Here is a 21,831-nt window from a genome sequence, read left to right as displayed (position 1 = left end):
GCCTACTTAGAGGCCGAAGGCGGATAGGATAAGGCCCCAGCCGGCGCCGATGACGTACATCATGACCAGGAACACGGCGTTTTCACGAGCGCTGCGGTTGGTGCGGAACAGGACAAGATAGCCCACGCCGGCGGAAATGAGCGTGCCGGCGAGCATCGGCGCCAGCTGTAGCGCGCCCTCCAGGTACAGCTGCGTAATGACCACGCTGGCCGAGCAGTTGGGGATCAGGCCGACGAGTGCCGAGCCCAAGACGGCGAGCGTCTCGTTGCCACGCAGGAACTGCTCGATCGCGGACTCTCCGAAGGTCTCGAGCACGGCAACTAGAATCAGCGTCACCAGGAAAATAAAAACCGAAACCTGCACGGTGTGCGAGATCGCGCTGCGGATAATCGACAGGACGGGCGCACCTTCGTGGGAGTGACCGTGGTCGTGCCCATGGCCGTGGTGGTGCTCATGCTCGCCTGCGTGACCGTGGTCATGGCTGTGTCCGTGGTCGCGCTCGTGTTCATCTTCATCATCATCGCAACCGCAATGGTCGCGCTCGCACAACTCGTGGATGTGGTCGGCGCTCACGCCCGCCTCGGCCACTTCATCAATGATGTCGCCCCCGGTATGGTCGTCGTGCGCGCAGTTCACATGAGCCGGATTGGCAGCGGTCCCCAGCACGGTACGGCGAATCGCCGCATGCGCGCGGGCATTACGACGAAGGCCGCGGATAGCCGCATCCACGATAAAGCCCGTGACCAGCGCGATCAGCGCCTTCGAGGCGAGCAACATCGCCATGGTCTGCACGGGAACTTGCTCGGCGAGCAACAGCGGCAGCATCTCATCGGAGGTCGAAAGGAACACCGCCACCAACGTGCCCAAGGTCACGACACGACCGGCGTACAGCGTTGCCGCCATTGCCGAAAAGCCGCACTGCGGCACCATGCCCAGCACCGAGCCAACCACGGGACCCGCGGCGCCGGCGCGCTTGATGGCCCCGTTAACGCGGTCGCCCGCGACGTGCTCCAAGGTCTCGAGGGCCAGATACGTCACCAACAAAAACGGCACCAGCGACAGCGTGTCCTTGCCGGCGTCGAACATAATATCAATCAGCAAATCCATGAAGGATGGAACCTTTCGTGTCTTTCGGCAGCATTGTAAAAGTCCTAGCGGTCAACTAGGGTATTGTAGTTGACCTAGGCGTGGTGCCAATAGTTGCCCATGGTAAACTATCATCTCGCCATAACTCAATGCCACCGAGCCGCGCGACGCGGCCCGTCCAAGGAGCAGTTATATGAACGTTTCACAAGCACTCGAATACGAGCGCCAGCCGTTTATTCCCATGTTTATCTATGGCGATCACGGCGCCATGGAGTCCGAGCGCCAGAAGGGCGAGGAGGCCCTTAAGGTGCTCGAGACCGAGTACTTTACCGCCGAGGGCGACCCCGGCTTCGACTTTGCAACCGTGCGTGACCTGGCCGACCGCAACCGCGACCTGTGCGACCAGATCGGCGAGGCGCGTCTACGCAACGTAACGCCCGCGACGCTTTCGCGCGGCCTGTCCGACGCCGACACCTGTGCCGCCATCGGCAAGATGCAAAAGCGCACCGCCGCGTCCGTTATGCGCGAAATCCGCGGCGACCGCGACGCGCTCGGCGTGGCCTACGCCCGCAAGCCCATCCAGGGCACCGTGCTCGGTATCGACATCGAGACCACCGGCCGTGCACCCGAGCGCGGTTATATCATCAATGTGGGTTGGGAAATCATGGAGCTCACCAGCGACGCCGTCCCGCACGACGCCGAGGCACACTACTGCGGCCTGCCCGATATCTACCGCGGCGAGGATGTGCCGTTGTCGAATATCCACCACATCACCTGGGACGACATCGACGGCAAAAAGCCGTTCCGCGAGAACAAGGAACTGCAGAAGCAGCTGCTCAAGCTTATGAAGAAGTACCCGTACATGGCGCACAACGCCGCCTTTGAGGACAGTTGGTTCAAGATCCACCTGGACGGTTACGCCGAGGCACGCCGCGCCGGCAAGATCATCGTCATCGACTCGCGCCAGATCTGCCGCAGCCTGGATGCCGACGTCCGCTCGCTCCCCCGCGAATCCGCGCCCGCCGCGCTCGAGAACTGGGCGCGCCGCCGTGGAACCCTCGCCGCCGACGCCAACGAGCAGCATCTGGGCCTCGACGACACCGACCTCATGCTCCGCACGGTTCAGGCCGAGTTCAACCTCAAGAACCTATTCGCGAAATAACCGATCCATCTGCGGGAGCGCCTGCCAGGCACAGCGCAATCCGTCTGGGCACACCGACACGCAGTAAACTAGGGCGCAGCCTTATGGCTGCACCCTAGTTTTCATCAAAACGAGCAAATACGCGTGCTTCACATAGTCGGCAGGTTGGCCCACCTACATTTTTCGAGTTGTTCGGCCAGCTGAACCACTAGTCAAGGCCCCTTGAACCGCAATCGAAGCTAAAATCGCCTTAATTTCGCAACCAAGCCCCATAAATCTACCTGAATCAATTCGAATAGGACGTTGCGATCGCACCATTTGTATAGGATAAGGCCGAATAACTCAAATTATGTTGGTGAGGCATCTGAGCGGTCGGCAAAAACGCTTAGAAGCTACGAATCCGCAACTAAAGTTCATCAAAAAGGGGCAGCCGGCAGAAACCTCCCCAGCCAAAGCTGCTCCCTCAATACGACAGCTCAAAAACCCACCGTTCGCAGAAGATAAGCCGCGCCCCAATACCGTTGCCCGAAGTTTCGGGCGTATGCGGCGTCCGCTATGCCATCATGCGCGTATGGGAATCATTCTGTCACATACCACGGCACGCGCTGTATACCAAACAGCCAACTCGCTCGCAAGCTACGCGACCGGTCCCATACCTATGGAAAAGATCAGGGTGTCTGCGCCGACCACGTCCGACCTGGAAGCGGCACGAGCATGGCTCAACAGAAAGAATGTCGATTCTGAACGTATCCATGTGCTGACGTTTTCCAATAATGCCAAAAGGCACCGCAAGGGCTGCATCTGCCACTGCACGCGCTATACGTTTGATGCAGAAAGCTACCTAGAACTCGAGCCGAACGTCTACATCGTCGACATCAAGCTGTGCGCGTTAGAAGCAACAGCCGACCTCAACCTTTCGGAGCTCGTTGAGTATTACTTTGAAATCTGCGGCTCCTACGCGCTTGGAACGTCCGACGAAACTCAATATCGCGAGCGCCCAGCCCTAACCAGCGTTGAAGAGCTCAGAGCCTTCTTTTCAGAGGCACCGGGGTATCGTGGATCTAATAAAGCACTTAAGGCACTTTCTTATGTACACGAAGGCTGTCGCTCCCCACTCGAAACGGCGTTTGTCATGATGCTGACAATGCCCAAGTCAATGGGTGGCTTAGCCATACGCGCTATCAAAACGGATTATCCGATCCCAGTCCCCAAAAGATACGCCGCCCTAACGCGACGGACGGTTTTCTACCTCGACGCGCTGCTCGAAAATTCGATGACCGATATCGAATACAACGGCTTTTACCACGACGAACCCGAGCAGCAATCAATTGACGAGGAGCGCCGAAACACGCTGCGAAACATGGGATATGCCGTTATCACAGTTAATCGTCATTCGTTTTTCAAGCAGTCCGCTTTTAAACGGGTCATGGAAGCGATTCGCATTCGCGAGAAGATATGGCCCGGTCGACTCCCGGATAACTTCGCCATCCTGCAAGAAACTCTTCGTCAATTTGTCTTGCGGCGCTACTTCGAATACGGTCGCCGCGTCCTGGAGTCACTCAAAGAAGAAGAGGCCGCCAAGCGCGAAATTGCAAGCCAATATCCGCAAGCTGATGACCCGAGCATCAACGATGTGCCCGAACCCGACGACATGCAACACGTCGGGGCCCTTGCTGAGGAAATCAATGGGGCTTGGGAATGCGACATGTTCGCAAAAATCGATGAAAACCGCACGGAAGACGACACGATTATTGATCTAATTGAGAATTCGCTCTTCTAAAGGCGATCTCTGCGGATGTCCACCTACATTTTTCGACTTATTCGGCCACCGATGTGCCAGATTGGCTGCAGCAATGCTCAATATAACTTTAGATAAAACTGATTCTGCAGGAACTCCCGTAGAGGAAGAACTGATTCTCGCGGTATTTGACACGATAAAGTACAAATATGAACAGTTCTAATGCTTCTCAAGGTGGCTTTCTTAGCATGCTAGCCGAACATCTCGAAATATGTTGGCGAGCATTGCGTCGATGTCTCCCAACCCACAGAAAATCGCAGAGGCGGCAAGCAGTCATCGAAATTAACGCAAATTGTATTGACATATGAACATACACTCATATAATCGAAAGCAAGTTATATGAGCGCATGTTCATATGAAAGGATATTGCAATGAGCATCCGCGTTGATGAAACGAAACCCGACATCGAGGCCACCGAACCCGCGATCCCCACCACCTGCTCGCCCGAGGACCTTCCCGACGAGGAGCTTCTCTACGACCTCGCCGACCTGTTCAAGGTCTTCAGCGACACCACGCGCATCAAGATCCTTTACGCCCTCATGGGCCGCGAGCTCTGCGTGGCAGACATCGCCGAAGCGACCGAAACCTCGCAGTCCGCGGTGTCGCACCAGCTGCGCACACTCAAGCAGTCGCACCTGGTTAAATTCCGGCGCGACGGGCGCAATATCCTATACTCGCTCGCCGACGACCACGTCTACACCATGCTCAACCAGGGCATGAGCCACATCTGCGAATAGCGACCAACCACGGTACCAGCGCGGCCTGCACCCAAGCCGCAAATACGGGGAAAGGAATCCACCATGAAAAAGCAGTTCAAGCTCGACGAGATCGACTGCGCCAACTGCGCGCGTAAGCTTCAGGACGAGCTGGCCAAGCTCGAGGGCGTCAAGTCCGTTTCGGTCAACTTTATGACCCAGAAGCTAACGCTCGAGGCCGATGAAGCCGAGTTCGACGAGGTCCTCGACCGCGTTGTGGAGTTCACCGCCGACGCCGAGCCGGACTGCGAGATCATTCTCTAGCTCAGGTTTACGCCAACCCGCAAGGCCGCGCTTGCCGCGGCCTTTGCTCGCGAAATTGTATGAGCGAGTGTTCATACATTCAAATGGGAGGATACGAGTCATGGCCACCGCCGACCCCAAGAAGAAAAAGAAGAAGCGTAGGAAAAAAGAGTCGCTCGAGCATAAGCGCAACCGCATCCTGGTAGCGCTGGGCATTTTTGCCGTGGTGTACGCCCTCGATGAGCTCGGCACCCTCACCGCCGCATTCGGTACCCCGGGCGACATCTACGCCAGCTTTATGCTGTTCCTCATACCGTTTTTGATTGCCGGCTACGACGTGCTGCAAAAGGCATTCAATAACATCCGCCGCGGCAAGGCCTTCGATGAGAGCTTCCTTATGGCAGTCGCGACCATCGGCGCGTTTGCCATGGTGCTCTTCCCCGACACAGACCCGCACATGGCCGAAGGCGCCGCCGTCATGCTGTTCTACCAGGTCGGCGAGCTGTTCCAGGCATACGCCGTGGGCAAGAGCCGCAAGTCGATCAGCGCCATGATGGACATCGCGCCCGACTACGCTAACGTCGAGCAAGCCGACGGCTCACTCGAACAGGTCTTCCCCGATGACATCGCGGTCGGCACCGTGATCGTGGTCAAGCCCGGCGAGCGCGTGCCTATCGACGGCGTCATCGTCGAGGGCGAAACCCAGCTCGACACCGCCGCACTCACGGGCGAGTCAGCTCCCCGCCCCGCCAAGTCCGGCGACGATATCATCAGCGGCTGCATCAACATGACGGGGCTCATCCACGTGCGCACCACCAAGCCATTTGGCGAATCCACCGTCGCGCGCGTCCTGGAGCTCGTAGAAAACGCCAGCGAAAAGAAGGCGCGCACCGAGAACTTCATCACGCGCTTTGCCCGCATCTACACGCCCGCCGTCACCGGCGCTGCCGCGGTGCTCGCGCTCGGCGGCGGCTTGGTCACCGGCGCCTGGTCCGACTGGATCCTGCGCGGCCTGACCTTCCTGGTCGTCAGCTGCCCGTGCGCGCTCGTGATCAGCGTGCCGCTGAGCTTCTTTGGCGGCATCGGCGGCGCGTCCAAGCTGGGCGTTCTCATCAAGGGTTCTAACTACCTCGAGACGCTCGCCGACGTGGACACCGTCGTCTTTGACAAGACGGGCACCCTCACCAACGGCACGTTCTCGGTGGTCGCGGTACACCCCGAGGCCGGCTATACCGAGCAGTCGTTGCTCGAAGTCGCAGCCCTTGCTGAGTCGTTCTCCGATCACCCCATCGCGCAGTCCGTACGTGTCGCCTACCAGGGCGAGGTCGACCCCAAGCGCGTTAGCAACTCCGCCAACGACGCGGGCCACGGCGTGACGGCAACCATCGACGGCAAGCACGTCGTCGTTGGCAACGCAAAGATGCTCGCCGCGGCCGGAGTCGAAGCGCCCGATTGCGAGGTCGTCGGCACCATCCTCCACGTGCTAGTCGATGGCATCTATGCCGGCCACATTGTAATTGCCGACACCATAAAGGCCGATGCAGAGCAGACGATCCGCGACCTGCACGCCGCCGGCGTCAAGCGCACCGTCATGCTCACGGGCGACCGCGAGGAAGTGGCTGCTGCGGTGGCCAAGCGGCTGGGGCTCGACGAGTTCCACGCGCAGCTGCTGCCGGGCGACAAGGTCGAGCGTGTTGAAGCGCTGCTGGCAGCCGAATCGGGCAAGGGCAAGCTCGCCTTTGTCGGCGACGGCATCAACGATGCGCCCGTGCTCACCCGCGCAGACGTTGGCATTGCCATGGGCGCTATGGGTTCCGACGCCGCGATTGAGGCCGCCGACGTGGTGCTCATGGACGACAAACCGTCCAACATCTCCCGCGCGATCCGCGTGGCGCGCAAGACCATGTCGATTGTTTGGCAGAACATCATCTTTGCGCTGGGCATTAAGTTGCTGATTCTGGCGCTTGCGGCACTGGGCATCGCCAACATGTGGCTTGCCGTGTTCGGCGACGTAGGCGTGGCGATCATCGCCATCCTGAACGCCATGCGCGCGATGGGTGTCAAGAACCTGTAGCGTTTGTGGTCTGTCCGGTCGGGGCCGGGCTTGGTTTTGAAAACGTCCTCGCGCATGAGGCCCGTCTTTCCTGCTCCTGCGGAGCAACGGAAAGACGGGCCTCGCACTGCGGAGTGTTTTCAAAACCAAGCCCGGCCCCGACCTGCGTTGACACAGCTGGCGGTTCTTGGGCATCGCTTGCTGGTGGGGTTCCTTGTCTGAGTTGGACTTGGTTGGCGGGACTACTGGTCCCGGTCGCTGGTTCGCGCTTTGCGCGAACTCCGCGCCACTGTAAGTCAGTTAGGCTTCCGTTGTTGGGCCCGCCACATCTTCCCGTCCCAGCATCGCCCTCAGCTTCTCAAAGCTCTCCTCGCTCAGGCAGTGCTCCATGTGGCAGCCCTCTTGCGACGCGACCTCAGCCGAAACACCCGCATCCTCCAGCAGCCCCACGAAAAAGCAGTGACGCTCCCACATTTGGCGAGCGACCTCCAGACCACACTCCGTCAGATGAACGTCGCGCTTGCCCATTTCGACATAGCCGTTGCTTTCCAGCGTCGCCATGGCCTTGGAAACGCTCGCCTTGGTTACGCCGAGGTACTCCGCGACGTCGATCGAGCGCACGATGCCCTGACGTTCCGACAGAACGTAGATCGATTCGAGATAGTCTTCTCCGGATTCACGTAGGGCCATGGGCCACCTTTCGCGATGATTGCTAGTTAGCCTTTGGATACTTTCCACGGCTAACTTTACCGCAAAAGTTGCCCATGTCTTACTACTTTGTCTAAAAGTTAGCCGTGTTTCACAAAACGTGCGGGACGAAAACAAAATGGGGACGCCCCGCAAGGAGTGTCCCCCAGCTGCCGGCAGAAAAGGAGCATCCCTAAGTGCCGAGCCGCAGTTATAACAGTCCAAAGTGCTTCGCGGCGTTGCAGATGCCGTCGTCGTCCACGGCGGTCGTCACATAGGTCGCTGCAGCTTTCACCGTGTCCTGCGCGTTGCCCATGGCCACACTTGTGCCCACGGCCGAGAACATCGACAGGTCGTTCTCGCCGTCGCCAAAGGCAATCGCCTCGCTCGCGTCGATACCAAGCCGCTCGAGCGTCGCCGCCACGCCCAGGTCCTTGCCGCCGTTAGCGGGAATAATGTCGCAGAACAGGTCGCACCAGCGCGTGGTGAGCGAATGCGACACGGCGTCGGTCACGATATGTTCGTCGGCCGGGTCCACAAAGGCGCAGAACTGGTAGACCGGTGCGTCAAAGGCGTGCTCAAACGGCTCCTCGTGGTAGACGATTCCCGCGTTGCTGCCAGCCGTCACCACGCGCTCGGACAGGCGGTTCACAAACGAGTTCTCGCCCTGCATGCACAGCGAGTCGTAGCGCCCCTGCGCCACCTGGTCCACAATCACCGCAACGTCGTCCGGATCGATCGGGCAGCTGCGGTAGACGCCCTTGGCATCAAAACAGTGCTGGCCCGAAAGCGTAATGTACGCATCCCAACCCAAGTCGAACAGCCAATCCGGCATCTGGTAGGTCGGGCGACCCGTGGCGATTACGCACGCAATCCCCTGTTCGTGAAAGCTATCGAGCACCCGCTGCGCCGACGCCGGAATCCGATGGGTCTTAAAGCTCAGCAACGTGCCGTCGATATCGAAAAACGCAGCCTTAATCATCCTCGCCTACTCCTCGCCCTCGAGCTTCTCGCTCGCCTCGAGCCACGCCATCTCCAACTCGTCCATGGCAGCGTGGGCCTCGTCGATCTTTGCCTGCTGCTCGCCCAGCGCCGTGTAATTGGTGGGGTCGACCTGGGTCATCGCGGCCTCGGCCTCCTCCACGCGTGCGCGCTGCGTCTCCATTTTGCGCTCGAGCGAGCTCACCTCGCGGCGGAGCTTCTGGCGTTCGGCGTTGGAAAGGCCATTGGGCTGGCCGCTCGACTTGGGCTTTTCGGCCGCAGCCGCCGCGGCACCGGTGTCAAACGTGCCGGTCTTGGCACTCGGCGCACCCACGGGCTCGTCTTCGGCGGTGGCGTTGCACAGGCGCAGGTACTGGTCGACGCCGCCGGGCATATGCGTCAGGTGACCGTCGATCAGCGCCCACTGCTGGTCGGTCACGCGCTCCATCAAGAAGCGGTCGTGTGTCACCAGGATCAACGTGCCGGGCCAGCCGTCGAGCAGGTCCTCGACAATCGCGAGCATGTCGGTATCCAGGTCGTTGCCGGGCTCGTCCAGGATGAGCACGTTGGGCTCGTCCAGGATCGTCAGCAGCAGCGACAGGCGACGGCGCTGGCCGCCCGAAAGATCGCCGATGCGGCTCCAGAGCTGCTGCGTCGTAAATCCCAGGCGCTCGCAGAGCTTCTCGGGCGAAGTCTCCTTGCCGTCGATGACGTAGTACTTCTTATAGTTGCTGAGCACCTCGCGGATCGTGTCGCCCATGTAGGGCTCGAGCTCCTCGAGCTGCTGCGACAGCACGCCAAAGCGTACCGTCTGGCCAATCTTCACGCGGCCGCGCGTGGGCGCAATTTTACCCTGGATCACATCAAGCAGCGTCGACTTGCCAGCGCCATTCTCACCCAAAAGGCCATAGCGGTCGCCCGCACCAATGAGCCAGGTCACATCGGTGAGCACCTGCTTGGGCGCGCCGTCGGTATCGGCATAGCCGGCATCCACGTCGACCACATCGATAACCTGCTTGCCCAAGCGGCTCACGGCCAAGCGCTTGAGCTCCAGCTCGTCACGCACGGGCGGCACGTCGGCGATCAGCTCACGAGCGGCATCCACGCGAAACTTGGGCTTGGTGGAACGAGCCTGGGCACCGCGGCTCAGCCACGCGAGCTCCTTGCGCGCCATGTTGCGACGGCGCTCCTCGGTAACCGCGGCCATGCGGTCGCGCTCTACGCGCTGCAGGATGTAGGCCGAATAGCCGCCCTCGAAGGGATCGACCTGGCCATCGTGGACCTCCCACATGCTGGTGCAGACCTCGTCCAAGAACCAGCGGTCGTGCGTGACCACGAGCATGGCGCCCTGACCGCGCTGCCAGCGGGCCTTAAGGTGACGCGCGAGCCAGTTGATGGTGCGCATGTCCAGGTGGTTGGTGGGCTCGTCGAGCATGAGCACGTCGTAGTCACCAATCAGCAGGCGCGCGAGGTCCACGCGACGGCGCTGGCCGCCCGAAAGCTCGCCAACCGTGCCCTCCCAGGGCACATCGCTAATAAGACCGGCGAGAATCTGGCGCGTGCGGGGGCTCGACGCCCACTCGTACTCAGGCGCGTCGCCCACAACGGCATGATGCACGGTATCGGTGTCGACAAGCTGGTCCTTTTGGCCGAGCAGACCAATCGTGGTGCCGCGACGGTGCGTCACGCGGCCGTCGTCGGGCTCCAGCGTGCCGGCGAGCACGCTCAGCAGCGTCGACTTGCCGTCGCCGTTTTTGCCGACAATACCAATGCGGTCGCCCTCGCCCACGCCGAGCGTCACGCTATCGAAAATATGCTTGGTGGGAAACTCTAGGCTGACGGAATCGCATCCCAAAAGAATCGCCATATGCCCTGCTCCTTCTTAGAAATTCAACGTTGTCCATGATAGCAGCGAGCCCCACCCCAAACCACCACGAAGGCGCCTGTCCCCTTTGTGGTGGTCGTTTCGGTCGCAGAGCAAAAGGCGGGCCATCTCCCACAAGAGATGACCCGCCTCTCCAATCAGTCCCGCGGCAACCGTGGCCGCCGCGGGCCTCAAGCATGTCCCGGACTAGGAGAACATGCCGATGAGGTAATCATTCAGCCGCTTATCCTTGGGCCGTTGGAAAATCTCGTCGGTCTCGTCGTACTCGACCATATCGCCCATGTAGAAGAACGCCGTGCGGTTGGACACGCGCGACGCCTGCTCCATGTTGTGCGTCACGATAACGATGGCGCGGTCAGCCACGATCGATGACATGAGGTCCTCGATCGCCAGCGTCGAGATGGGGTCGAGCGCCGAGCAGGGCTCGTCGAACAGAATCACGTCGGGGTTGAGCGCCAGCGTGCGCGCGATGCACAGACGCTGCTGCTGACCGCCCGAAAGCGCATAGGCGCTCTTATCGAGCTTGTCTTTGACCTCGTCCCACAGCGCCGCGCCGCGTAAGCTTTCCTCGACCATGCGGTCGAGCTCGTCACGGTCGGTGATGCCGTGGCGCTTGGGCGCAAACGTGATGTTGTCGCGAATGGACTTGCGGAACGGGTTGGGCTGCTGGAACACCATGCCAATGGAACGGCGCAGCTCGTAGGTGTTTTCGGTCTTGGTGTTCACGTTGCGCCCGCGATAGTTGATCTCGCCCTCCACGCGGCAGCCGCGAATCTCGCGATTCATGAGGTTGAGGCTACGCAAGAAGGTCGACTTACCGCAGCCCGAAGGCCCAATGAGCGCCGTGATCTCGCCCTTGTGGAAGTCGAGCGACGTATTGTGCAGTGCATGGTGGTCGCCATAGTACACGTTGACGTCCTTGGTGGAGAGCACAACCTCGTCGCTCACGGCCTTGCCGCTCACGCGCACGCGCTTCTCGCTCTCCCCCACGCTCGACAGGAAGTCCCGGGTGTCGGACGATGCCGCTTCGGTTGCGGGCGTTACATTCATCTCGCTCATTCGGCCGTCATCTTCCTTGCCAGTTGCTTGCCCACAATGCGGGCGATTACGTTAAACAGCAGCACGCAAATCATCAGCAGTGCCGCGGTACCCCAAACGATCTGCTGGGCCTCGGGGCTGCCTTCGCCATAGATCTTGTAGATATGCACGGCGAGCGACTCACCGGGGCGGAACACGTTCCAGGCGCAAGTAGGGCTCGACAGGTTAAGGCTCAAGAAGTTGAGGCGAACCGGCGAGCTCATGCCCGAGGTAAAGAGCAGCGCCGCGGCCTCGCCAAAGACGCGGCCGGCCGAAAGCACGATGCCGGTCACGATAGCGGGCATGGCCTCGGGAATCAGGATGTGCAGCGTGGCCTCCCAGCGGGTGAGGCCCATGGCCAGGCACGCATCGCGCTGGGCCTGCGGCACGTCCTCGAGCGCCTGCTGGATCACGCGCACCAGAATGGGGATATTGAACATGGTGAGCGCGACGGCGCCGGAGATGATGGAGTACTTCCAGCCCAGCTGCACCGAGAACACCAGAAAACCGAACATGCCGACAACGATGGAAGGCAGCGAGGACAGCGTCTCGATGGCGGTGGAGGCAATGTCGCGGACGGGTCCGTCGGGTGCGTACTCAACCAAAAAGACTGCGCCACCCAGGCTGATGGGCACCGAGATGATCAGGGTGATCAGCAGCAGGTAGAACGAGTCGAACAGCTGGTAGAGCACGCCGCCCTGCGTTCCGTTGGCGCGCGACGGCTCCGTGAGAAAGCCCGGCTGGAACAGCGTCGAGATGCCCTCGAACAGGATATAGGCCACCATGGAGACGACGATGAGCATGACGATGGCGACGATCGCCGTCAACACGCCCGTGGCGAAGCGGTCCTGCTTTTGGACACGCCCGAGCCTCGCCTCGTCGATGTGGATACGCGTGCTAGCCACGAGCCTTCGCCCCCTTGCGGCCGATAAGGTGGATGATCAGGATGAAGATGAGACTCATGCCCATCAGCAGCAGACCTAGCGCCCACAGAACATCGTCCTGGGCCGAGCCCTCGGCATAGACCGCCATGGACGTGGTGAGCGTGGTGGTGATGGTGGACGCCGGCGACAGCAGCGACGTCGGCATGGCCTCGATACCGCCGATAACCATGCGCACGGCGAGCGTCTCGCCAAAGGCGCGGGTCATGCCAAGGATGACCGCGGTCATGAGCGACGGCATGGCAGACTTGAGCACCACGTGCCAGATGGTCTGCCAGCGGGTGTAGCCCAGCGCGAGCGAGCCCTGACGGTAGCTGTCGGGCACGGCACGCAGGCCATCGACCGAAAGCGTGGTCATAGTCGGCAGGATCATGACGGCCAGCACGATGGCGCCGGGCAAGATGCCCAGACCCGTACTCACGTGGAAAACGCTCTTCATAAGGCCGACGACCACGTGAAAGCCAATCAGGCCAAAGACGACCGAGGGAATGCCGGTCAAAAGCTCAATAAGCGGTTGAAAGACCTTGGAGCCAAATTTGGGTTGGATCTCGACCGCAAAGATGGCAGAGCCGATGGCGATGGGCAGCGCGATAAGTGTGGAGAGCACCATGACCGCAAACGAGGTGACGATCAGGGGCAGGGCGCCGGTATAAGGTAGGCCGTTTTCGGCCGTGTTGGCCAGGTCCCACTTGGTGCCGGTAAAGAACTCGACGACCGAGACGCCGTCCTTGAGAAAAGCCGAGAGGCCCTTTTGGGCGACCATAAAGATGAGCGCGGCAACGACAAGCGTCACGAGCGCAACGCACGCACCCGTGACGCCCAGGCCCACGTTCTCAAGGTCGCGTTTTGGCAGCTGTTTTGCCATTGCAAACCTTTCCGGGGGGCGATTATTTATTTAGCGGAGACCTTGCCGCTGGCGTCCTTGACGACCTTCATGGCAGAGACGGGGATAAAGCCCTGCTCCTCGACGAGCTTGCCCTGGACGTCGTCGGAGAGCATGAACTCCAGGAAGGCCTTGGTGGCCTCGTCGGCGTCCTTGGAGCAGTACATGTGCTCGGTAGCCCAGATCTTAAAGGAGTCGTCGGTGACGTTTGCACTCTTGGGCTCGACGCCCTCGACCTTGATGGCGTTGAACTTGGAGTCATCGAAGTGCGAGAAGTCGAGGTAGGAGATGGCGTTATCGGTGCTGCCCATCTGAGTCTGGACGTCGCCGGACTTGTCGAGCTCGGCGTCGCCCTTAAAGTCGACGGCCTCGTCGCCAAAGACGGCGGCCTCGAAGGTGGCGCGGGTGCCGGAGCCGGCCTTGCGGTTGAGGACGACGATGGTGGCGTCGTCGCCGCCGACCTCCTTCCAGTTGGTGATCTGGCCAGAGAAGATGCCCTTGAGCTGCTCGAGGGACAGGTCGTCGACCGTCACGTTCTTGGAGACGACGGGACCCATGCCCACGACGGCAACCTCGTGGTCGACGAGGTTCTTGACCTGGTCGGCCTCGAGCTTGGTCTCGGCGAAGACGTCGGAGTTACCGATGGTGACGGTGCCTGCGGCGACAGCGGTCAGACCCTTGCCCGAACCGTTGCCCGAGCCGGAAACGGAGACGTCCGGGTTGGCATCCATGAACTTCTCGGCAGCAGCCTCGACGAGAGCCTGGAACGAGGAGGCACCGTCGTAGGTCACCTCGCCGGAGACGGACTCGGCAGTAGCAGCGGCGCTACCCTTGTCGGCGGCGTCGGATGCGCCGGAGCCGCCGCAACCAACGAGACCGAGACCGACGATGCTGGCAAAACCACCAGCGAGGCCGAGGAACTGACGACGAGAATAAGCCTGATCGAGCATGATCTTCCTTTCGTACATGCGACTCGCGGGTACCCTGCCCGCTTTGCTGTTTGGAAAGATACGACCCCGACCGGGCAGCACCCGCGCCAACTGCGGTTTTTTACGGGCATCTGATAGACCCTTACCGCAAGCGCAGCACGGCCTTTACAAACGAATAACAAACCCGGCATTTAGCGTGGCGCGCCTTTTACACCAGAGGAAGGTAGTCATTGGAGACAGTCTTGTTTGACTAGTCATTTAAGAACGTCCCCAACGACTACCCCAGCAACGCCGATGTTTTGGCAACGACAGCGAAAGCCCGCCAGAGAGAGCAAGGTGCCATGAAACAAGGTGGCATTGATCTTTTGATCATGCCACCGAAGTTGAAAGGCAGATTGCCGCTCTGGCGGGCTTGCAGCGTCGACTGGTTACGCGGTTTGGTAAAACCGCGTAACTATAGTTCAAGTTCGTTGAGGCGCAGGATCGCCACGATATAAATCTTGAGCGCCTGCTTGAGCTGTTCCTCGTTGGCGCACTCGTTGGGACCGTGCATCTGGCCGCCCCACTCGGGCAGCTCCAGGCCGGTCTCTTCGGGGCCAAACGAGACGGCGCGGGCAAAGTTGCGCGCATAGGTGCCACCGCCCATGGCAAAGGGCTCAGCATGCTTGCCCGTAAACTCGTTATAGGTACAAATAAGCGCCTTCACGGCCGGATCGTCGGCAGACACCGAGAACGGCACCTTAGCGCGACCCAGCTGGCACGTCACGCCAAAACGGCCCACGAGCGGGTCGAGCTGCTCGCGGATGGTATCGGCACTGGTGCTATCGGGGAAGCGGACGTCGATGACCTGCTCAATATGGCCATCCGCCACGCGGATGACGCCAGCGTTGCAGGTAAGCGGGCCAAACGCCGGACTCGTCGCATCGATACCCAGGCCGCGGCCATAGGCATCCGCATGCACAAAGGCCAGGAACTTGACGAACTCGTGCTCGGCAGGCGTCAGCAGGCGCTCGTCGCGTGCACCAAACGCGTCCTCGGCCTCGCGCAGATACGCCACGATCAGGCCGACGGCGTTAATCGTTCCCTCGGGCATCGAGGCATGACCGCCAATGCCATGGGCAAAAATCTGCGCGTGCCCGTTATCGAGCGCCGTGATCTCCAGGCGGTCGGCGTTCTCAACGGGCGCCGGCAGCTCATCGGCGGCAATCGCGAGCTCGCAGATGGACTGCGACGGAATGGCGTTGCTCGCCTCGGCACCGCTCCAGGACACAATGCGCCCGCCGTCGATCTTGGGGCTCACAAACGTCGCCCCAAACTGGCCCTTCTCAGCATTGCAGACCGGGAACTCGGCATCGGGCGTAAACAAAAAGTCGGGGTCTGCGTGGTCCTCCAGATAATGGTGAACGTCGGACATGCCCACTTCCTCATCGCAGCCCAGCAGCGCGCGAAAGGTATAGCGCGGCACAATGCCGTGCTTGAGCAGGTAGGCACCGGCGTAGAGCGACAACACCGCCGGACCCTTGTCATCAATCACGCCACGGCCGAGCAGCCATCCCTCGCGACGCTCCATCGCAAACGGGTCGGTGTTCCAGCCGGGGCCGGCGGGCACCACGTCCACGTGGCAGATGGTCGCGAGCTGCTTGTCGCCGCGACCCGGGATATCGGCAATGCCCACATAGCCCTCGTCGTCGCTCGTCTGGTAGCCGAGCTTTTGCGCAATGCCGAGCGCGCAATCGAGCGCATCACGAACCGGGCGGCCAAACGGCGCGCTAGGCTCCGCATCGGCAGCAACGGCTACGGACGGATAACTCACCAGCTGCTCGATATCGGCGACGACATCCTCCCAGACCTCGTCGACATACTCAGCGACGCTCTGCTCCACCTGATTCATGGACTGCCTCCTTACCAATGAGCGACGGGTACGCCCGCCCCTCACATCAAGTACTTATATAGCGAAAAGTTTAGCAAGCTCGGCCACCGAGTGCACCACTGCATCGGCACCCGCCGCCTCGTGCTCGCCCGGCGCCGCCGCGCCCGAATAGATACCGATGCACGGTACGCCCATTGCGTGCGCGCCCTCCACATCGTTGAAGCGATCGCCGATCATCACGGCATCGCACGCCGTCATACCGAGCTCTGCCAGGGCATCGCGGACCGAATCGGCCTTGGTCTCGCGCCCCTGCAGCGGATTCATGCCAGCCACCGCCTCAAACTGAGAAAGACCCAGCTCATGCACCATGTCGATACACTTCGCCTCCATGCGCGACGTCGCCACGGCCAAGCGCTTGCCCTGGGCGACCAACCCATCCAGCAGCTCGGGGATCCCGTCGAACACGGGATACTCCTCCGGTCCCAGCTCGTCAAAAAAGGCGCGGTACTCGTCGGCCACCACAAGCGAATCCTCGCGGGAGAAGCCATAAAAGTCGTGAAAACTCTTCCACAGGGGCGGCCCGATCATGCGACGCAGGTCACCCATCTGCGCCTCCGAAAACCCGCGTGCAGCCAGCGTCTTGCGCGTCGAGGTCATCACCGCCCGACCCGTATCGGCCACCGTGCCATCAAAATCAAACAGCACGACCGGCCGCTTGCATATCTCCAGCGCCTCCATCGGCATCCCTCTTCCCCAGTTGACGATTTCCACACCGACACTTCAAACTGTTGACTATTCAACAATTTAACCTAGCAATGTAGAGCAACTCCACTATACTTGTCGCACTTTGCTCTCAGAAGGCCGCGCCGTCGCGCCCCAACGAAAGGTGCAATTATGTCTTTTGCCATCATAACCGACTCCACGTCGGACATCTCCCCCGCCCGCGCCCAAGAGCTCGGCATTTACGTGATTCCGCTGCATGTGATTATCGAGGGCGAGGACCTGCTCGACCAGGTGCAGATTACCGCCCAAGAGTACGTCGCCCGCATGGCCGGCTCCGAGCAGCTGCCGCACACCTCGCAGCCGAGTGCCGGCGAGTTCAAGGAACTCTTTGACCGCGTGCGCGCCGACGGTCACGATAGCGCCATCTTTATCTCGCTGTGCAGCGAGTGGTCCGCCTGCTATGCCAACGCCAGCCTGACGGCCGAAACGCACGAGCTCGACGTGCGCTGCATCGACTCGCGCACCGGCTCGGGCGCCGAGGGCCTGCTGGTGGAGTACGCGCTGGCCATGCGCGAGGACGGCCGCAGCCTGGACGAGACCGAGGCGCAGATCCGCGCGACGCTGCCCGACGCCCACCTGCTGCTGATTCCCCGCACGCTCGAGAACCTCGTTAAGAACGGCCGCGCGCCCAAGCTCGCCGGCCAGCTCACGCAGATGCTCAACATTCGCCTGGCCGTTTCGCCGGAGTGGCAGTCGGGCGAGATCAAGGCCATCAAGAAGGGCCGCGGAGCCAAGCGCATCGTTGCGAACACCATGGCTAACTGCCTCGAGTTTTTGACCGAGCACCCGGGCTCAAGCGTTCGCGTGCTCACGACCGGTGCTGCCGAGGAGCAGGAACTTGTCAACGAGGCGCTCGCGGGCCAGGACTACGTAGACGCCGGCACCGGCCCCATCGGCTGCACCATCGCCACCCATGTAGGCGTCGACGCCATCGCCATCAGCTACTGCCCCCGCTACCAGCCCATCCACTAGGGGCACCTTTACCACTTGCGGTGGAATAGGGACTGTTTTTGGCTCATCAGCCGCAAATCAATCCCTATTCCACCGCAACTTAGAAGCAGTTCATTTGGGACGGGGCTAAAAAGACTGGTATCAAACGTTTCAGACCAGTCTTTTTAGCCCCGTCCCATTTTAGCTACTCTACATCAGCCCGCTCAGGGCGATGTCGACAGCCTCGTTGAGGTCATCGGTAATGTGTACCAGATCCGGATCGAGCGGGCTGATCATACCGGCGCTCATCACCGGGCCGTTGAGCCAGTCGAACAGGCCCTGCCAGTACTCGGTACCCACCAAAACGAGCGGCATACGCTTGACCTTGTGCGTCTGCACCAGCGTGAGCACCTCGAACATCTCGTCGAGCGTGCCAAAACCACCGGGAAACACGATGGCGCCCGAGCTGTATTTGACGAACATGGTCTTGCGTACAAAGAAGTAGCGGAAGTCCATACCGAGGTTCACGTATTTGTTGAGCCCATGCTCGTGCGGAAGCTCGATACCCAGGCCGACTGACTTGCCGTTGACGCTCGCCGCTCCCTTGTTGGCCGCTTCCATGATGCCGGGGCCGCCACCGGTGATAACCGCCACGCCGCGCTGGGCAATCTTACGGCCGACCGTGCGCGCCGCCTTGTAGAGCGGATCGGTCTTGGGCGTACGGGCACTACCGAAGATGGTCACCGCAGGCCCTAACTCGGCAAGTGCGCCAAAGCCATCGACAAACTCGGCCTGGATGCGCAGTACGCGCCACGGATCGGCATGCAGCCAGTCGGTCGACTCCTCGGGCGCCAGTAGGTTGGCGTAGGTGTTGTCCTTAGGAATCATGGGGCCGCGCATGACCACGGGACCGCGGCGGTACGTCTCGTCGTAGGCAGGCTCGCCCTCGACATTCTCGTTCTTAATCATGGGTGCTCCTATCGAGAAAAAGAAAAACGGGCGGGGTCGACGCCATGCGCCAAACACCCGCCCGAACATCAACTATTCGGTATGGTACCCACGAAGCATCAAGCGCTTGCAAGCTATCGGTCAGCGGTCGTGCAGCCAGCGTCAGAGAATGTGACGAGCGGCTGCCGCTCAGCCTTTGCCGTTGCCCACGCTCTGCAAGCGTGTCTGTCGCCCTTAGTAATCCACCGCAGCAGGACTGTTCATCCAGTCGCCCACGAACGCACCGTAGCGGCCCTCGATAATGGCCTGACGGGCACGCTGCATAAGGTTGAGCAGGTAGTAGATGTTGTGCATCGACAGCAGAATGCCGCCGAGCATCTCCTTCTGCGTGACCATGTGACGGATGAGCGCACGGCTGTAACCGCCCGTGCACACCGGGCAGGTGCAGGTGGGATCGATGGGGCCGTCGTCATGCGCAAAGCGGGCGTTGCGGAAGTTAAGGCGACCTTCACTGGAGAATGCCGTGCCCATGCGGCCGGTGCGCGTCGGCAGCACGCAGTCGAACATATCGATGCCCACGCCCACACCGCGCACGAGGGTGGTGGGGTTGCCGACGCCCATCAGGTAGCGCGGCTTGTGCTTGGGCATGTACTCGCTCACAAGCGGCGTCAGGGTCTCGAACATGGTCTCGTGGTCCTCGCCCACCGAGTAGCCGCCGATGCCGTAACCGGGGAAGTCGCCGCACTCCTCCAGATGGCGCAGCGAGCGCAGGCGCAGATCTAGGTGCATGCCGCCCTGGACGATACCAAAGAGTGCCTGGTCGTCGCGGGTATGCGCCTTATAGCAGCGCTCGGCCCACATGCTCGACAGCTCAACGGCGCGCTCAACGTAGGCGCGCGTGGCGGGATAGCCCGGGCACTGGTCCAGCTGCATGCAGATGTCGGAGCCGAGTTTCATGGCGATTTCCATGTTGTCCTCGGGCGTCCAGAACACGTGGCGGCCGTCGTAATCGTTGACGATAAAGCGCACGCCCTCATCGGTGAGCTTGACCGCGTCGTTGTGGCTGAACACCTGGAAACCGCCCGAGTCGGTGAGGATAGGGCCGTGCCAGTTCATAAACTTGTGCAGGCCGCCCAGCTCGGCGATGGTATCCTCGCCGGGACGCATGGACAGGTGATAGGTATTGGCAAGCACGATCTGGGCGCCGAGCTGTTTGACGGTCTCGGTAGGAATGCCCTTGACGTTTGCCTTGGTGCCCACGGGCATGAAGATCGGTGTCTCGATGTCGCCGTGCGGGGTGTGCAGCACGCCGGCACGCGCATGCGTCGTCGGGTCCTCGGCGATCAGGTCGAATTTAAAAAGGCTCTGGTCCATAAACTGGAACTCCTTGGTTGCGGTTCATACGCAAACCATTATACGGGCAACCCGCAAGAAGCACCGACTCGACAGAAACTGATGCATTAAACGACTAGTCGTCGGGGACAATCTTCAGCGCCATCTTGCAAAGAAGTGTCCCAATCTGCCGGCACTTAGGGACCGTCCCCAGGTGCCGGCAAGAGCGTCCCTTTCGACTAGTCATTTAAGAACGTCCCCAACGACTACATCTGGGATTATTTCCAACGGCCAAGGCAACGCCGATGCTCTGACAACGTCAGCGAGCGGTCGCCAGAGCGAACAAATTGGCATGAAAAGAGGACGGCATAGACCTTCTGGTCATGCCGTCCTCTTTGAATGACAAGTTGTCGCTCTGGTGACCGCGCAGCGTCGGCTGGTCCGCCGTTCGTTAGAACGGCGGAACCTGAGACGTAACCCCTAAGGACGCTGGCCCATGCCACCCTCGAGGGTGACGGTCTCGCCGTTCATGTACTTAAAGTCGGGGCCGCAGAGCTGAACGACCACGCGGCCGATTTCCTTCTCGACGTCGCCGTAGTGACCAGCCGGCGGCATGTGGACGTTGGCCTTGAACGCCTCGGGATAGGCATCCTGGAAGTTCTCGAGCGCAGCGGTCCAAGCAAGCGGGCAAACGATATTGACGTTGATGCCGTCCTTGCCCCACTCGTTGGCGGCAACGCGGGTCAGGCCGCGGATGCCCTCCTTGGCGGCAGCATAGCTGCACTGGCCATAGTTGCCAAACAGGCCGGCGCCCGAGGCGAAGTTGACCACGGAGCCCTTGGTCTCCTTCAGGTGCGGATAGGCCTTCTGCATGTACAGATAGGTAGCATACAGACCGGAGTAAATGGCCAGGTTAAACTGATCCATGGTGTGATCGGCGATGGTCACGCCCGAGGCGCTGGCCTGAGCATTGTTGACGACGGCGTCGATGCGGCCGAACTCCTCAATGGCCTTGTCGATGACGTTCTGGACGACGGCCTCGTTGTCCTGACCGGCTGAAACATCGGCCTGAACAGGCAGAACCTTGACGCCGTACTCGGCCTCGAGGGATTCCTTGGCAGCCTCGAGCTTGGCGACGTTGCGGCCGGTGATGACGAGGTTTGCGCCCTCCTTGGCAAAAGCGATATCGATGCCGTAGCCGATGGAGCCAGCGGAGCCGTCCTTAAGCGTGGCCTTGCCGCCGCCGGTGACGATCACGGTCTTACCAGTGAAAAGTCCCATACAAAGTCCTTTCAAATCGCGACGGGCACGCCCGCCGACTGCGCGTATCCAACTTCACGCGCCAAAAGCTGAAATGCAACTTTAGCGGGTTCAAGTGAAAAATAAAGACCGCAGCAGGCGAACGGCACCACGTCGTTCGGCGAAGGGATTGTCAAGTACAAACCGGATAAAGCGGCCGAGTTATTGTTATCAGATCGAGCCATCGAACACGTTTTGAAACTTTGCTGC

19 protein-coding genes are annotated in these 21,831 nt (G+C 60.8%); 6 read left to right on the top strand and 13 right to left on the bottom strand.

Annotation, left to right across the window (positions count from 1 at the left end):
• Positions 1-6: 6 nt before the first annotated feature.
• Positions 7-1,107 carry a putative manganese transporter gene (locus GPK42_RS08745; RefSeq protein WP_215694806.1) on the bottom strand — a complete coding sequence of 367 codons (1,101 nt, stop codon included), beginning with the start codon at positions 1,105-1,107 and terminating at the stop codon, positions 7-9.
• A 172-nt stretch (positions 1,108-1,279) separates the two neighbouring features.
• Here GPK42_RS08745 and GPK42_RS08740 point away from each other — a divergent pair, with 172 nt between their 5' ends.
• The 5 genes from GPK42_RS08740 to GPK42_RS08720 all read left to right on the top strand — a co-directional run bounded on the left by GPK42_RS08740 (position 1,280) and on the right by GPK42_RS08720 (position 7,097).
• Positions 1,280-2,248 carry a 3'-5' exonuclease gene (locus GPK42_RS08740; RefSeq protein WP_089572078.1) on the top strand — a complete coding sequence of 323 codons (969 nt, stop codon included), beginning with the start codon at positions 1,280-1,282 and terminating at the stop codon, positions 2,246-2,248.
• 637 nt (positions 2,249-2,885) lie between these two features.
• Positions 2,886-4,007 carry a hypothetical protein gene (locus GPK42_RS08735; protein ID WP_196026229.1) on the top strand — a complete coding sequence of 374 codons (1,122 nt, stop codon included), beginning with the start codon at positions 2,886-2,888 and terminating at the stop codon, positions 4,005-4,007.
• Positions 4,008-4,396: 389 nt separating this feature from the next.
• Positions 4,397-4,762 carry an ArsR/SmtB family transcription factor gene (locus GPK42_RS08730; RefSeq protein ID WP_055285819.1) on the top strand — a complete coding sequence of 122 codons (366 nt, stop codon included), beginning with the start codon at positions 4,397-4,399 and terminating at the stop codon, positions 4,760-4,762.
• A 63-nt stretch (positions 4,763-4,825) separates the two neighbouring features.
• Positions 4,826-5,044 (top strand): cation transporter, encoded by a 219-nt coding sequence (locus GPK42_RS08725; RefSeq protein WP_117735568.1) that lies wholly within the window; start codon positions 4,826-4,828, stop codon positions 5,042-5,044.
• 100 nt (positions 5,045-5,144) lie between these two features.
• Positions 5,145-7,097 (top strand): heavy metal translocating P-type ATPase, encoded by a 1,953-nt coding sequence (locus tag GPK42_RS08720; RefSeq protein WP_252200221.1) that lies wholly within the window; start codon positions 5,145-5,147, stop codon positions 7,095-7,097.
• Positions 7,098-7,376: 279 nt separating this feature from the next.
• On the opposite strand, the gene GPK42_RS08715 is transcribed toward GPK42_RS08720, so the two are convergent.
• The 9 genes from GPK42_RS08715 to GPK42_RS08675 form a co-directional block, all read right to left on the bottom strand.
• On the bottom strand, positions 7,377-7,766 hold the full coding sequence (locus tag GPK42_RS08715; protein ID WP_117798716.1) for a metal-dependent transcriptional regulator: 390 nt from the start codon (positions 7,764-7,766) through the stop codon (positions 7,377-7,379).
• Positions 7,767-7,974: 208 nt separating this feature from the next.
• A complete protein-coding gene (locus GPK42_RS08710) occupies positions 7,975-8,745 on the bottom strand; it encodes a Cof-type HAD-IIB family hydrolase (RefSeq protein ID WP_215694805.1) in 771 nt (256 codons plus the stop codon).
• Positions 8,746-8,751: 6 nt separating this feature from the next.
• The gene (locus GPK42_RS08705) at positions 8,752-10,611 is read right to left on the bottom strand and encodes an ABC-F family ATP-binding cassette domain-containing protein (RefSeq protein WP_215694804.1); all 1,860 of its coding nucleotides are present in this window, start codon (positions 10,609-10,611) and stop codon (positions 8,752-8,754) included.
• A 204-nt stretch (positions 10,612-10,815) separates the two neighbouring features.
• Positions 10,816-11,688, bottom strand: a complete 873-nt coding sequence (gene pstB, locus GPK42_RS08700; RefSeq protein WP_161160965.1) for a phosphate ABC transporter ATP-binding protein PstB — start codon at positions 11,686-11,688, stop codon at positions 10,816-10,818.
• Positions 11,685-12,611, bottom strand: a complete 927-nt coding sequence (pstA, locus tag GPK42_RS08695; RefSeq protein WP_215673892.1) for a phosphate ABC transporter permease PstA — start codon at positions 12,609-12,611, stop codon at positions 11,685-11,687. The genes pstB and pstA overlap by 4 nt, the downstream gene beginning before the upstream one ends.
• On the bottom strand, positions 12,604-13,512 hold the full coding sequence (gene pstC / locus GPK42_RS08690) for a phosphate ABC transporter permease subunit PstC (protein ID WP_117735919.1): 909 nt from the start codon (positions 13,510-13,512) through the stop codon (positions 12,604-12,606). Before pstC ends, pstA begins: the two co-directional genes overlap by 8 nt.
• Positions 13,513-13,538: 26 nt before the next feature.
• Positions 13,539-14,480, bottom strand: a complete 942-nt coding sequence (locus GPK42_RS08685; protein ID WP_215694803.1) for a phosphate ABC transporter substrate-binding protein — start codon at positions 14,478-14,480, stop codon at positions 13,539-13,541.
• Between the two features lie 433 nt (positions 14,481-14,913).
• A complete protein-coding gene (locus GPK42_RS08680; protein WP_215694802.1) occupies positions 14,914-16,350 on the bottom strand; it encodes a M20 family metallopeptidase in 1,437 nt (478 codons plus the stop codon).
• A gap of 54 nt (positions 16,351-16,404) precedes the next feature.
• Positions 16,405-17,067 (bottom strand): HAD hydrolase-like protein, encoded by a 663-nt coding sequence (locus tag GPK42_RS08675; RefSeq protein ID WP_252200220.1) that lies wholly within the window; start codon positions 17,065-17,067, stop codon positions 16,405-16,407.
• A gap of 156 nt (positions 17,068-17,223) precedes the next feature.
• Between GPK42_RS08675 and GPK42_RS08670 the strand changes: the two genes are divergently transcribed.
• On the top strand, positions 17,224-18,084 hold the full coding sequence (locus GPK42_RS08670) for a DegV family protein (RefSeq protein ID WP_215694801.1): 861 nt from the start codon (positions 17,224-17,226) through the stop codon (positions 18,082-18,084).
• A gap of 168 nt (positions 18,085-18,252) precedes the next feature.
• Here the strand turns inward: GPK42_RS08670 and GPK42_RS08665 are convergent, their stop codons facing one another.
• From GPK42_RS08665 to GPK42_RS08655, 3 genes are all read right to left on the bottom strand, one after another.
• Positions 18,253-19,011: an LOG family protein gene (locus GPK42_RS08665; protein ID WP_215694800.1), complete on the bottom strand. Its 759-nt coding sequence runs from the start codon at positions 19,009-19,011 to the stop codon at positions 18,253-18,255.
• 213 nt (positions 19,012-19,224) lie between these two features.
• Positions 19,225-20,364, bottom strand: a complete 1,140-nt coding sequence (gene tgt, locus GPK42_RS08660) for a tRNA guanosine(34) transglycosylase Tgt (RefSeq protein ID WP_215694799.1) — start codon at positions 20,362-20,364, stop codon at positions 19,225-19,227.
• Between the two features lie 438 nt (positions 20,365-20,802).
• On the bottom strand, positions 20,803-21,603 hold the full coding sequence (locus GPK42_RS08655) for an SDR family NAD(P)-dependent oxidoreductase (protein ID WP_006235414.1): 801 nt from the start codon (positions 21,601-21,603) through the stop codon (positions 20,803-20,805).
• Positions 21,604-21,831: the final 228 nt, after the last annotated feature.

Source organism: Collinsella aerofaciens (assembly GCF_018785265.1).
Classification (GTDB): Bacteria; Actinomycetota; Coriobacteriia; order Coriobacteriales; family Coriobacteriaceae; genus Collinsella; species Collinsella aerofaciens_AI.
This window is presented reverse-complemented; position numbering and strand designations above follow the sequence as displayed.